This is a genomic window from Stutzerimonas marianensis, assembly GCF_022810315.1.
In the GTDB taxonomy this organism is placed as follows: domain Bacteria; phylum Pseudomonadota; class Gammaproteobacteria; order Pseudomonadales; family Pseudomonadaceae; genus Stutzerimonas; species Stutzerimonas marianensis.
This window is the reverse complement of sequence record NZ_JALGRD010000002.1, coordinates 531941-544515: the sequence shown is the minus strand read 5'-3', so window position 1 is coordinate 544515 and position 12575 is coordinate 531941. Positions and strand designations below refer to the sequence as shown.

General features: G+C 63.5%; 14 protein-coding genes. 9 read left to right on the top strand and 5 right to left on the bottom strand.

Annotation, left to right across the window (positions count from 1 at the left end; translation table 11 throughout):
* Positions 1-209: 209 nt before the first annotated feature.
* Together MST27_RS05805 and MST27_RS05800 are read right to left on the bottom strand one after the other, a co-directional pair.
* A complete protein-coding gene (locus MST27_RS05805) occupies positions 210-959 on the bottom strand; it encodes an MBL fold metallo-hydrolase (RefSeq protein WP_028238036.1) in 750 nt (249 codons plus the stop codon).
* A gap of 11 nt (positions 960-970) precedes the next feature.
* Positions 971-1405, bottom strand: coding sequence for a hypothetical protein (locus MST27_RS05800; protein ID WP_021207410.1), 435 nt, complete (start codon positions 1403-1405; stop codon positions 971-973).
* 188 nt (positions 1406-1593) lie between these two features.
* Here MST27_RS05800 and MST27_RS05795 point away from each other — a divergent pair, with 188 nt between their 5' ends.
* From MST27_RS05795 to MST27_RS05780, 4 genes are read left to right on the top strand one after another with little or no spacing between them, the layout of a single operon-like run.
* Positions 1594-1932, top strand: coding sequence for an ArsR/SmtB family transcription factor (locus tag MST27_RS05795; protein ID WP_028238035.1), 339 nt, complete (start codon positions 1594-1596; stop codon positions 1930-1932).
* The gene (locus MST27_RS05790; protein ID WP_045431015.1) at positions 1929-2360 is read left to right on the top strand and encodes a YeeE/YedE family protein; all 432 of its coding nucleotides are present in this window, start codon (positions 1929-1931) and stop codon (positions 2358-2360) included. The genes MST27_RS05795 and MST27_RS05790 overlap by 4 nt, the downstream gene beginning before the upstream one ends.
* 9 nt (positions 2361-2369) lie before the next feature.
* Positions 2370-2795 (top strand): YeeE/YedE family protein, encoded by a 426-nt coding sequence (locus MST27_RS05785; protein ID WP_028238033.1) that lies wholly within the window; start codon positions 2370-2372, stop codon positions 2793-2795.
* Between the two features lie 51 nt (positions 2796-2846).
* Positions 2847-3629, top strand: a complete 783-nt coding sequence (locus MST27_RS05780; RefSeq protein WP_243605034.1) for a sulfite exporter TauE/SafE family protein — start codon at positions 2847-2849, stop codon at positions 3627-3629.
* Between the two features lie 55 nt (positions 3630-3684).
* On the opposite strand, the gene MST27_RS05775 is transcribed toward MST27_RS05780, so the two are convergent.
* From MST27_RS05775 to MST27_RS05765, 3 genes are all read right to left on the bottom strand, one after another.
* Positions 3685-5073: an MBL fold metallo-hydrolase gene (locus tag MST27_RS05775; RefSeq protein ID WP_045431018.1), complete on the bottom strand. Its 1389-nt coding sequence runs from the start codon at positions 5071-5073 to the stop codon at positions 3685-3687.
* A gap of 89 nt (positions 5074-5162) precedes the next feature.
* Positions 5163-6491: a sensor histidine kinase gene (locus MST27_RS05770; protein WP_243605033.1), complete on the bottom strand. Its 1329-nt coding sequence runs from the start codon at positions 6489-6491 to the stop codon at positions 5163-5165.
* Positions 6488-7183, bottom strand: a complete 696-nt coding sequence (locus MST27_RS05765; RefSeq protein ID WP_132764320.1) for a response regulator — start codon at positions 7181-7183, stop codon at positions 6488-6490. Before MST27_RS05765 ends, MST27_RS05770 begins: the two co-directional genes overlap by 4 nt.
* 192 nt (positions 7184-7375) lie before the next feature.
* On the opposite strand from MST27_RS05765, the gene dsbD reads away from it, so the two are divergent.
* Genes dsbD through MST27_RS05740 form a run of 5 tightly spaced genes read left to right on the top strand, consistent with a single transcriptional unit; the run spans position 7376 to position 12328 of the window.
* Entirely contained in the window at positions 7376-9121 is a 1746-nt protein-coding gene (gene dsbD / locus MST27_RS05760; protein WP_075750112.1) for a protein-disulfide reductase DsbD, read from the top strand.
* Positions 9121-9936: a TlpA family protein disulfide reductase gene (locus MST27_RS05755; protein ID WP_017940150.1), complete on the top strand. Its 816-nt coding sequence runs from the start codon at positions 9121-9123 to the stop codon at positions 9934-9936. The genes dsbD and MST27_RS05755 overlap by 1 nt, the downstream gene beginning before the upstream one ends.
* Entirely contained in the window at positions 9933-10709 is a 777-nt protein-coding gene (gene dsbG / locus MST27_RS05750) for a thiol:disulfide interchange protein DsbG (protein ID WP_017940151.1), read from the top strand. Before MST27_RS05755 ends, dsbG begins: the two co-directional genes overlap by 4 nt.
* 57 nt (positions 10710-10766) lie before the next feature.
* Positions 10767-11414 (top strand): c-type cytochrome, encoded by a 648-nt coding sequence (locus MST27_RS05745; protein WP_045431035.1) that lies wholly within the window; start codon positions 10767-10769, stop codon positions 11412-11414.
* On the top strand, positions 11411-12328 hold the full coding sequence (locus MST27_RS05740) for a c-type cytochrome (RefSeq protein WP_017940153.1): 918 nt from the start codon (positions 11411-11413) through the stop codon (positions 12326-12328). Before MST27_RS05745 ends, MST27_RS05740 begins: the two co-directional genes overlap by 4 nt.
* Positions 12329-12575: the final 247 nt, after the last annotated feature.

Sequence of the window (12575 nt, the reverse complement as noted above, 5' to 3'; positions counted from 1 at the left end):
GGGTCAATTTTCCATCAGCGCCAACATAGTTTCGACATAGCGAACGCGGCGGCTTCCCGATTGCCGGTTTGCGCTCACGCGGAAACGGGGTCGATCAGGGGTCTTCATATTCAATCCCTCACGTAGCGAAATAGATGCTTGGTAACGTCGCCTGGAGGCTGCGAACGGTGATGGATTCCCCGGGCCTCAAGGGGGCTGGCATGACGTGCTCAACCCTCAGGACTGTGCTCAACCTGTTCGCAATAGCGACGGAAATTATCCGTCAGGTCGGGTGGGCATACGCCGCACTGGCGATTCCCCGGCACGGCGTGATCGATGAACGCGGGATAGGGCAAGTTCAGTTCCGCCATGATGTCGCGGAAGCGCTCCAACGTTATCGCTTCACCGAGTCGGGGATTGCGCTGCTTTTCCTGGGCGATGGTCGAGACTCGTCGGCCGCTGTAGTCATGGCTGGGATAGACCAGGGTGTCGTCTGGCAGCGTGAACAGCTTGTTTCTAACGCTGTGAAACAGGTCGTCGGCGCTGCCGTTCTGAAAGTCAGTCCTACCGCAGCCGTCGATGAGCAATGCATCACCGCTGAACAGGCGATCAGCGAGGAGATAGGCAAAGTGCCCGTCTGTGTGCCCGGGGGTATGCAAGGGTGTGAACTGCAGGCTGCCGACGATGAAAGGGACACCTTCTTCGATGCCCACATCCGTGCAGGGCAACTTGTCGATAGCCGGCCCCGCGATACGGCAGCCGGTCTGCTTCTTCAGCTCCAGCGCGGCGGTGATGTGGTCGGCATGTATGTGGGTATCCAAGGTGAACGCCAGCTGCAGGTCCAGCCTGGCCAGCTCGGCCAGGTCGCGGTCCGTTGCGGAAATGACCGGGTCGATGAGCACGGCCTGGCCGGTGTCCTCGCACCCGAGTACGTAGGTATAAGTGGACGACACGGGCTCGAACAGCTGGCGAAATATCATGATGGTCTCGGCTAGTGGTGAGTGTTCAGCGGTGCCTGTTCCAGCGCACTGAGCAGTGCATACTTTTCCTGATCGATCTCGCCCCGCGTGCGGATACCCAGCCGGCGCAAGATCGCCAGCGGCGGGCACCAGCCCTGCAAGCCGTGTTGCAGAAGAAACGGCAGCACGACGCCAGGCAGCAGAAACCACTTTCGGTTTGCTGTCAGGCCAAGTAGCAAGCCAGACAGCGCGAGAGAGGAGGCATTGACCTCAAGCACGCGCTCCACGTCCCACTCGCGATCCAGGGCGTCGATACGCTGAAGGATTGCGCTTCGTCCCATCCCGCTGAATCGACGAATGTTCTCGTCCGTTTGCCGATCGATTTCCTGATTCACAGGTTGGGACGTTGAGCGGCGAACCCGGTCCGCCTGGTCATGATTGGTACTGTTTTGCTGTATCGATGACATGTTGATCTCCTGGTTCGCGCCGGCGGGGTGGGCGCGGCGAGGTGAAAAGTCACAGCGATGCCGCATATTTTTAGGACGAGTGCGGGACGTCGAGTTCCGACCGGGCGTCCGCTGTAGCGTCTATACGAACTATTGAAATATATATTGATAAATCGTATTGTCAAATCCACCTGACCCACCTGAACAAAATGGCCCACATGGCAGATCTCGATATCGAAACGCTTCGTCGCAGTGCTGCGGACGCCTGCGGCTTGCTGAAAGTGCTCGGCAACCCTGACCGCCTGCTGTTGCTCTGCCAGCTGACCCAGGGTGAGCACTGCGTGGGTGACCTCGCCAATGCGACGGGCATTGTGCAGCCGACCCTGTCGCAGCAGCTCACGGTGCTGCGCCATAACGGCTTGGTCAGCACCCGACGCGAGGGCAAGCAAGTGCATTACAGCATCGCCAGCCAACAAGCGATGGAGGTTATGCAGGTGCTCTACCGGCTTTACTGTCAGCATCCCGAACGCGAGGAACCCTCGACATGACGATTGACTGGGTACATTTCACACCGTGGTCCTCGCTCGCCGGGGGCGCGCTGATCGGTCTTGCTGCGACCTTGTTTATTCTGTTGAGCGGAAGAATCGCGGGCATTAGCGGCGTGATCGGCGGCTTGATGCGGCCAGGCAAAGGCGATGTGTTCTGGCGTGTTGCCTTCATTACCGGGCTGGTGATCGCGCCGGTGCTGTTTCAGGCCGCGTTCGAGCAACCAGACATCGACGTAGAGGCGAGCACCTTGACGCTAATCGCGGCTGGTGTGTTGGTCGGGATCGGCACGCGGTATGGCTCCGGTTGTACGAGCGGGCATGGCGTCTGCGGGTTGTCGCGACGGTCGCCGCGCTCGCTGGTCGCGACGGCCGCCTTCATGGCCAGCGGCTTTCTGACCGTGTTCGTCATCCGCCACCTGCTGGGCTGAGGAGTTGCCATGAAATTGCTGAGCGCCTTTGTAGCGGGGCTGATTTTCGGCCTCGGCCTGATCCTGTCAGGGATGGCCAATCCGTCCAAAGTGATCGCCTTTCTCGATCTGGCCGGTCCGTGGGACCCCTCGCTCGCGTTCGTTATGGGCGGTGCGATTGCGGTCGGCAGTGTCGGGTTCTATTTCGCCTCCAAACGGTCCCGGGCGGTGCTGGGAGATGTCATGCGAATGCCCACCGCCACCCGGATCGATCGCCCTCTTGTGCTGGGCAGCCTGGCATTCGGAGCGGGATGGGGGCTGGCCGGCTACTGTCCGGGTCCGGCGGTCGCGACGCTTTTGAGTGGTCGGAGCGAACCGCTGATCTTTGTCCTCGCCATGTTGGCGGGTATGGCGCTCTACGAGATGCAGACACGCTTTTCAGGGAAGCCGCAGTGAAAGGTTGCGGTCGCTGTAAATCGAAAGATCTAAGGCTTCCGGAGCGCAACGATGGTTGAGGTCGGGCTCGGGCTATTGGTCGGCCTCGTCCTGGCGCTGACCGGTGCCGGCGGCGGCATTCTCACCGTACCGTTGCTGATCTTCGTGGTCGGGCTCGAGCTGCATCAGGCCGCGCCCATCGGGTTGATGGCGGTCGGGCTCGCGGCCTGGGTCGGGGCGGTGATTGGTTCGAGGGACGGCATTGTCCGGTACAAGGCGGCGGCCCTGATGGCCTGCTGCGGTGTGCTGCTCGCGCCCGTCGGCGTCTGGCTGGCCGCGCGGGTAGAGCACGATGTGCTTGCCGTGGTGTTTGCGCTGGTGATGTTCTGGGTTGCCTTCAGGGCATTCAGGCGCCCGCCGAACGATGACTCGAACCCGAGAGCCGTGCCCTGTCGGCTGAACCCGCAGACGGGCCGTTTTCACTGGACCTCACGCTGTGCAGCGACCGTCGCCGCGTCCGGTACCCTGGCGGGTTTTCTCTCCGGCTTGCTGGGGGTCGGCGGCGGGTTCGTGCTGGTTCCGGCGCTCAGTCGCTTCAGTGATCTGCCGATGCGTTCGATTGCCGCCACGTCGTTAGCGGTCATCGGCCTGGTGTCGGTCAGCGGCGTGTTGTCCGCCGCGCTGACGGGTGGCATTCAGTGGGCAGTGGCGCTGCCGTTTTCGGCCGGTGCGGTGCTGGGGATGTTTGCCGGCCGCACGGTTTCATCTCGCCTGGACGGGCGCGTGCTGCAGCGAGGCTTCGGGTTGGTAGCGGCTGTTGCCGCGTCGGCTTTGTTGCTTCAAGTCGCCTTCTGATCGCGCGCCCGCAGGTAGCAAGCCAGACACCTGCGCCGCGCGACCGGATAAGACGTTAGCCTTCCTGGACCGGCAGGTTTGCCGCCTTCCAGGCCATCCAGGAGCCCGGAACATTGGCCACATCACGAAAGCCGGCCTTCTTGAGGATGCTGGCGGCGATGGAGGCGCGATAGCCGGAGCCGCAGTAGGTGACGGTGGTCTTGTCCGGATCCAGCTCGTTGAGCCGGTCAGCAAGGTGCGCGACGAAGATGTGCCTAGCGCCAGGCACCCGGCCCGCCGCGACCTCTTGAGGGCTGCGTACATCCAGCACCTGCACATCGGGCGCTTCACGACGTGCATTCAGTTCATGAACCGTCCATTCCTGAAGCCTGTTCAGCGGTAGCGCCGCGTTCTGCCAGTCCGTCATGCCGTTGCGTAGATAGCCGCGAATATCGTCAAGGCCTATCCGGTAGAGCTGGGTGACAGCCTGGTGAACATCGTCGGCCGATTCGCCCACCAGCAGGATCGGGCGAGCGTCGTCGAGCATCCAGCCAGCCCAGTTCACGAACTCGTTGCGCAGGGCAATGTTGATCGCCCCGGGCACGTGCCCGCCGCCAAACGCGAGGATCGAGCGGACGTCCACGACCTGCATGCCGCGCGCCGCCAGTGTCTCGAACTCGGACGGCGCGAGTGGCGGTGGTAGGGAAGCGCCCTCCATCTGTACGGCCGAACGCACGTTCAGCTGTTTCAGGCGCGCGTAGTGACGGGGTGGTTCCGGCATGTCCGCCAGTAGCCAATCGATAAACTCGTCCTCGCTCCGCTGCTCGCGCAACGCGGGGTTGAAGAGACGCTCGCTGCCGAGCGTGGAGTGGCGTCGGTCGCCGATGGATTTGCCGCAGGCCGAGCCGGCGCCGTGGCAGGGGTAGATTTCGATCCGGTCGCCAAGGGGCAGGTAGTGATCGAAAAGTGTGTGGTACAGCGCGCCGGCGAGTTTTCGTTCACTGCCTTCGCCCAGCAGGTCGGGGCGCCCGACGTCCAGGTTGAACAGGGTGTCGCCGGTAAACAGCGCGATCGGCTGGTCGCCCTGCTGGGCGTCGAACAGCTGCAGGGAGATGTGTTCTGGCGTATGCCCGGGCGTGTGCATGACTTGCAACGTGGCCTGCCCGAGCTCTATGGTCTCGCCACCGCTGACCTGGCGAAGCTCGAACTCGTAGTTATCCGCGCGACCGCCGATGATCTGTGCCCCGGTGCGCTTCGCCAGCGCCTGGGCGCCGGACACGAAGTCGGCATGGATATGTGTTTCGATGGCGTAGGCGATTCGCAGGCCTCGCGCCTTGGCCATTTGCAGGTAGATATCGATGTCGCGGCGGGGGTCGATGACCGCGGCTACCGCGGCCTTGCTGTCGCCGATCAGATAGGAAATCTGCGCCAGGCCGTCTGTATAAAAAGGTTCGAAAACAAGCATTGCCACCTCCGACGATGGTTAACGGATTGCTCAGTCAACTATTCGGACGGTGTGCGTGGCTGGACGTTCACGCTATCGAGATGCCGTCATCAGGGAGCGGGAGCCTGCAGGCTGACCACCAGCTCGACGACGAGACCATCCGCCTGCGGTACGAAACGCAGATCGCAGGCACAGCGCTCGGCGATCGCCTTGACAATGGACAGGCCCAGACCACTGCCTTCACCTTCGCCGCTGCGCCAGAAGCGCTCCGTCAGACGCTCGAGCATTTCCGGCGGGATGGCCGAGCCGTGATCCTGCACGCTGAAGCGAACCCGGCTTTCATCCAGCTGGGAGATCGTCAAGCGGATGGTCGTGCCGTCCTGGGTATGGCGGCGGGCATTGTCGAGCAGGTTGCGCAATGCCGCGACCGCCAGGGTGGGCGGCATCGCCAGTGGGCGAAGGGAGACCTCTTGCGCCCCGCACAGCTCGATGTGCGGCCCAGGCTGCTGGCTGGCGTCAGCGATCGCCAGTTGCGCGACTTCGAGCGCCGTGCAACTGAGCCCGTCATCAAAGGACACGCGGCCTTCCACTCGCGCCAGCATGAGCAGCTGTTCGAGGATCCGGTGCAGACGATCCGTGCCGACCTCGGCCTGGGCCAATGCCCGTTTCGCGGTATCGCCCTCGGTCATGGCCGCCACCTGCAGGTGGGTCTTGATGGCGGTCAGCGGGCTGCGCAGTTCATGGGCGGCGTCATCGGTCAGCCGGCGTTCGCGTTCGAGCATGTGCGCGATCCGCGCGAACAGCTGGTTCTGGGTTTCGACCAGGGGCGTCAGCTCTCGCGGCAGCCGCTCGATGTGCAACGGCTCCACCGAGTCGGCGCTGCGTTGCGCCAGGGCCGTGCGGATTCGTCTGAGCGGCGCTAGGCCGTTGCCGATTCCGATCCACAACACGATCAGGCTGCCCAGCAACGCGACGAAAACCGGCAGCGCCGCGGCCAGGAGCACCGAACGCTGGAGTGCGCTGCGCTCGTCAAGGCGATCGGCCGTGGTGATGCGCATGCCGTTCTGGATGAAGGTGAAGCTACGCCAGGCGGTATCGCCGATCATCTGGTCGTGAAATCCGGTGCGCTGAGCGTCGAGGGCACTGTCTGGCGTCGCATGGCTGCGCGCCAGGATTTCACCCCGTAGAGAGCTGATCTGGCAGGCCAGGCCGTTCTCGATGCCCAGTTGTTCGGCGCTCAGACGGGTGCCTTCGCTCAGTTGCGGTTGCGGCAATTGCACCAGCAGACCCGCGACCATCCGCGCCGACGCAGCAAGGCGCTGATCGAGGGACTGCATCAATTGATTGCGAACATCGAAGAGCATCCAGGTCGCGGCCAGCGCCCAGAGCAGCACGAAGGCCGAGCCAAGGGTGAGGGTCAGGCGCAGGCGCAAGCTCATGCGTCGGGTGCCTCGGTGGGAGCCGACGCATGGCCGGCAGGGCCCAGGCGATAACCGATCCCCCTGACGGTTTCGACGATGCCGTTACCCAGCTTGCGCCTGAGATGGTGGATATGGACATTCAGGGCGTTGCTTTCAACGTCATCGCCCAGTCCGTACACGGCGTCCTTGAGCTGCTCGGCCGATAGCACGCGGCCGGGATTCTGCAGTAGCGCCTGGAGCAGCGCCTGTTCACGGCGCGACAGGTCCACGGGTTCGCCTGCCATGAACGCCGCACAGGCGGCGGGATCGTAGCTCAGCGGGCCGTGTTCGATCATCTGTGTCGCCCGACCGGCAGCGCGGCGCAGCAGGGCATGCAGGCGGGCGGCGAGCTCACGCAGGTCGAAGGGTTTGACGAGGTAGTCGTCAGCGCCCGCCTGAAGCCCGGAGACCCGCTCGGTTACCGCATCCCGGGCGGTCAGGATCAGCACAGGCAGCTCGAGGCCGCGGCGGCGCAGGCGCTGCAGAAAGCGCAGGCCGTCTTCGTCAGGCAGACCCAGATCGAGAATCATCAGGTCGAAGCTGGCTGTGCGCAGCAGCGAGTCGGCCTGCCCGGCCGTAGCGGCATGGGCCACGCTGAAGCCCTGGGCTTCGAGCCCGGCGACGATGCCACTGGCGATCAGTGCGTTGTCTTCTGTCAGCAGTACGTGCATGTGGGAATCGCTTGATAGGCAGCAGTCAGTATCGTCCGCCTGGATTAACGGCGCGTTAGCAGATGGTACGCCGAGTTGCTCGTGCCTCAACGCCGCTCAGCCTTACAGGTTGTGTCCGGGCAAGCCTCGTTAATCGCCTCTTAATCCCGAGTCGGCAAGCTCGCCGTCGAATCGGGTAATCGGGTGTTGTGCATGCGAGCGCTTTTTATCTTTCTGGCCTGCTGCCTATGGTCCGTGCAGCTGGCGAACGCTTCGCCGTTCACCTTCGGTCAGAAGCAGCAGGACTTTCTGCCCGTGGACGAAGCGTTCACGCTGCACGTCGAGCAGCCTGACGCTGGCGGAGTCGTGCTGCGCTGGGACATTGCGCCCGGCTATTACCTCTACCAGGAGCGCCTACGATTCGCAGGGCTGGCACCGGGGACCGAGCCCCAGTTGCCGCCTGGCGAGCCCTACCATGACGAGTATTTTGGTGATTCGCGAATCTATCGCGACAGCCTGGAAGTGCAGCTCCCCGATGCGAATATCGCGTCGCTTGAACTCGGCTGGCAAGGCTGCGCCGATGCCGGCCTGTGCTATCCGCCGCAAACCCGCACGGTAGACCTGGGCGGCAGCAGCACGCCTCCGTCCACGCCGGTTCAGGCCGACGACCAGGCCTTGGCCAGCGGGCTACAGCAGCAGTCGCTGGGCTGGAGCCTGCTGATCTTCTTCGGACTCGGCCTGCTGCTTGCCTTTGCGCCCTGTTCGCTGCCGATGCTGCCTATCCTGGCCGGCATCGTGGTGGGTAGCCAGGCCGGGCCTCGCCGCGGCATGGCCCTGGCTGGCGCCTATGTATTCAGCATGGCGCTGGTCTACGCCGCCCTTGGGGTGGTGGCGGCGCTACTGGGTGCGAATCTGCAGGGATGGCTGATGCAGCCGTGGCTGATCGCAAGCTTCGCTGGCCTGTTCGTGCTCCTGTCGCTGCCCATGTTCGGCTTCTTCGAGCTGCAACTGCCGGCCGGCCTGCGTGATCGGCTGGAGCAGGCCGGCCGCCAGCGCCGGGGCGGCAGCCTCGCCGGGGCCAGCGCGTTGGGTGTGTTGTCCGGGCTGCTGGTGGGCCCTTGCATGACCGCACCGCTGGCCGCGGCGCTGCTGTACATCGCCCAAAGCGGCGACGCCCTGAACGGTGGCCTGGTGTTGTTCGCGCTGGGCCTGGGGATCGGTACGCCGTTGGTGCTGCTGGTGACAGTGGGCAACCGCTTCCTGCCCAAGCCTGGGCCGTGGATGGATCGCGTCAAGGTGTCCTTCGGTTTCCTGTTTCTGGTCGCCGCCCTCTACGTGCTGCGTCCGCTGTTGTCCGACCCACTCTGGGTAGGGCTGTGGGGCGCGCTTCTGGTCGTGGGCGCCAGCGGGCTGTTGCACCTGTCGCGGGAACTGGTGCGGCATCAGGCGCTCAGCCGCGCGGTGGCGTCGCTGGCTGGTATATGGGGCGTAGCGTTGCTGCTCGGAGCGGCTGGCGGCGCACAGGACGTCTTGCGGCCGCTCGGTGTATTCACGGGCAGCGTTGCGTCCTCGCAAGGTGCAGAGCCTGCACACGGATTTGTCGGCTTCAGCGAGCCGGCCGACCTTGATCGTGAGCTGGCTGCCGCCAGGGCCGCGGGCCAGTGGGTGCTGGTGGACTACTACGCCGACTGGTGCGTGTCCTGCAAGGTCATGGAAAAGGAGGTGTTCGGCGACGCGCAGGTGCAGGCGGCGCTAACTGGCGTGCGGATTCTGCGGCCGGACGTGACGCAGACCGATCCCGCCAGTCGTGAGCTGCTGAACCGCTATCAGGTCATGGGGCCGCCGACGCTGCTCTTCATCGGCCCGGACGGGGAAGAGCGACGTACCCAGCGCATCACTGGCGAGGTCGATGCGAATCAATTTCTGAACAGATGGAACCAGACTATGGAGCGTGGCTGATGCTGACGATCAACCTGGGGCCACTGGCACTTGCCGTCCCACATGTGCTGATGCTGGTGAGCCTGTTTATAGCGATGCTGACCGGCTGGTGGGTTGGGCGGCGCAGCGAGCGGAATCCGGAACAACAGCTCTTCAGGCTGCTGCTGGTGGCGCTACTGGTCGCGCGGCTGGCCTTCGTGCTGGTGTACGTCGAGCATTTCCGAGATGAGCCCTGGCGCGTGATCGACATACGTGACGGCGGTTTCATTGCCTGGCCGGGCTTGGTGGTGGCCGTTCTGTTGGGTTCCTTGCTGGCCTGGCGCGACAGCGGGCTGCGCCGACCGCTGGGCGCAGCGGTGCTGGTGGGTGTGCTCAGCTGGGGGTTCGGGACCTTTGCGTTGCACGCGTTCGAGCAGGGCACGCGACTGCCTGAGATGGGCCTGCGGGACAACCAGGGTAAACCCGTCGCCTTGCAGGATTACGTTGGCAAGCCCCTAGTAGTCAACCTGTGGGCCACCTGGTGCCCTCCTTGCAGACGAGAAATGCCAGTCCTTGCGCAGGCGCAACAAGACAACACCGACGTGACCTTTCTGTTCGTCAACCAGGGCGAGGGCGAGCGATTGATTGCCGACTTCCTCGACGGCGAAGGGCTCGGCCTGGAAAACGTCCTGCTCGATACCGGCGGTCGTCTGGGCCAGCACGTAGGGTCTGCGTCGCTGCCCACCACGCTTTTTTATGACGCCGAGGGACGCCAGGTTGGCAGCCACCTCGGCGAGCTGTCCCGTGCCAGCCTGGCGCGCGCCCTTGAGCAACTAGAGGTTAAAACCCAGCCATGAAACCGGTACGTTCACTTTCGTTTTTTATCTCAACGCTCGCCTTACTGCCGACGCCCTGGGCGCTGGCCGAAGCGCTGCCTCCCGCGGTTCAGGCCATTGAAGCGCGCGGAGCCAAAGTGGTCGGCAGTTTCGACGCGCCGGGCGGATTAAAGGGCTACGCGGCGCGTTACAACGGACAAGGCATTGCGCTGTATCTGACACCGGACGGTGATCATGTCGTGATCGGCAGTTTGCTGGACGCCGCTGGCGAAGACCTGACCAAGGCACCGCTGGAAAAGCTGGTGTATGAGCCGATGAGCAGCGAGATGTGGCAGCGGCTCGAAAGCAGCACCTGGATTGCTGACGGCGCGGCTGAGGCGCCACGGGTGATCTACATGTTTTCCGACCCGAACTGCCCGTTCTGCAACATGTTCTGGAAACAGGCACGGCCCTGGGTCGAAGCAGGCGACGTTCAGCTCCGTCACGTCATGGTCGGCATGTTGCGCCCGGACAGCGCAGGCAAATCCGCTGCGCTGTTGGCCGCGAAAGACCCTGAAGCGGCTCTCAATGAGCACGAGGCCGCGGGCAAGGCCAGCACGCTCAAACCCATCGAGCGTATCGCGCCCGAGTTGAATGAACAGCTTGAGGCGAACCTCATCCTGATGGGCGAAATGGGCGCCTCGGCGACCCCGGCTATCTATTACCTGGATGAGCAAGGGCGTCTGCAGCAGCATCAGGGCGCGCCTCGTCCCGAGGCGTTGAATGGCATCATGGGGCCGTTGTCAAAACGCTAGCAACACCACACGGTCAGTCAGCACCGGCACCTATAACAAGAACGATCTGGAGGCTACATGAACGTCCCCCTCTGGCCCTTGGCCGGGCTCTTCCTTGCGATCTCCGTGTCCGCGCACGCCGCGGATGCCGCTGCGGTGTACAGCAAAGGCGGGACCAACCCCGCCGCGATGGCGTGCGCTACCTGCCACGGCGCCGAGGGTGAAGGCATGGCTGCTGCAGGATTCCCCCGCCTGGCCGGCTTGTCGGCGAATTACATGCGCAAGCAACTGGCTGATTTCGCGTCCGGTGCGCGGGCGAATCCAATCATGCAGCCCATTGCCGCGGCCTTGAGCCATGAGGAAGCCGACGCCGTCTCGACGATGCTGGCTGACAAGCCGCAACCGCAGGTCGAGCGAATCGACCGCACCGCGTTGGTCGACGGGCCTGGCGAAAGCCTTGCGCTGCGCGGCGCCTGGGATCGCAACATCCCCGAGTGCGTCGCCTGCCACGGCCCCAGCGGAACGGGAGTAGGCGACGCCTTCCCACCGCTGGCCGGGCAGTCGGCACAGTATCTGTCGTCTCAGTTGACCGCGTGGCGTCAGGGCACCCGCAAGAACGACCCCAACGACCTGATGGGCCAAATCGCACGTAGCTTGACCGAGGACGAGGTAACGGCGGTCTCGACGTACTTCGCAGGCCTGACTGACAAAGGAGCAGCCAAATGAAGACCCATACAACCGCGCTGCTGTTGATGTCATTGGGCTTCCCGGTGCTCGCGGACGACATCGCGATGGAAGATCAGTCGCAGATCCTGACCGGAGCAGGTGATCCCGCCAGCAGCAAGTACTTCCAACCGCCAAAGGAAAGCGAACTGCCTGACAACACCTACGGGCAGTTGGTACAGCAGGGGCGCGCCATATTCGTCGATACCAAGACGCATGCGCCCGACTATGTCGGCAACGGCCTGGCCTGTGCGAACTGCCACCTCGAACAAGGCCGGAAAGCCAACTCTGCACCGCTCTGGGCTGCCTACACCATGTATCCGGCGTACCGGAAGAAAAACGACAAGGTGAACAGCTATGCCGAGCGCCTTCAGGGCTGTTTCCAATTCAGTATGAACGGCAAGGCACCCGAGGCTGACGGCCCCGTTATCGCCGCGCTTTCAGCCTATTCCTACTGGCTTGCAACCGGAGCACCCACAGGTCAAGAGCTGTCAGGTCGGGCCTATCCGGAAGTGCCACAACCCGAAGGCGGATACGACCTGGCGAAGGGAGAACAGGTCTACGACGCACAGTGCGCCGTCTGTCATGGGCCGAACGGGGAAGGGCAGAAGTCTGGTGACCTTTATGTATTCCCGCCACTCTGGGGCGCGGACTCGTTCAACTGGGGTGCAGGCATGCATCGAATCAACACGGCTGCGGCGTTCATCAAGGAAAACATGCCACTGGGCAAAGGCGGCACCCTGCCAGATGAAGACGCCTGGAACGTGGCGGCCTTCATGAACAGTCACGAGCGACCGCAAGACCCACGCTTGATTGATGGCTCAGTCGAGAAAACCCGAGATAAGTACCACGCCAATGACGGCGTGAACCTTTACGGGGAAATCGTAAACGGCAAGATGCTAGGGAAGGGGATCTGAGAAGCAGGCAGCCGCTAGTTTCCTCACATTGCGTTGACAGTCCGCTTGTGGCCGGTTGTTGCCTGTCGCGACCGGCAGCCGTGGGTCGACTGCTGTCTCCACAGCCCCCAACCTGACGCCCTACAATGCGCGCCCTTTCAATGGCGCTCGCTTCCTCCATGACACGCTTCCTGACCGTAGCCCTCGCTCTACGCTTCTCTATAACCGCTCTAGCTGAGCCACCCGCCACCTTCACAGCGGCCAAGGT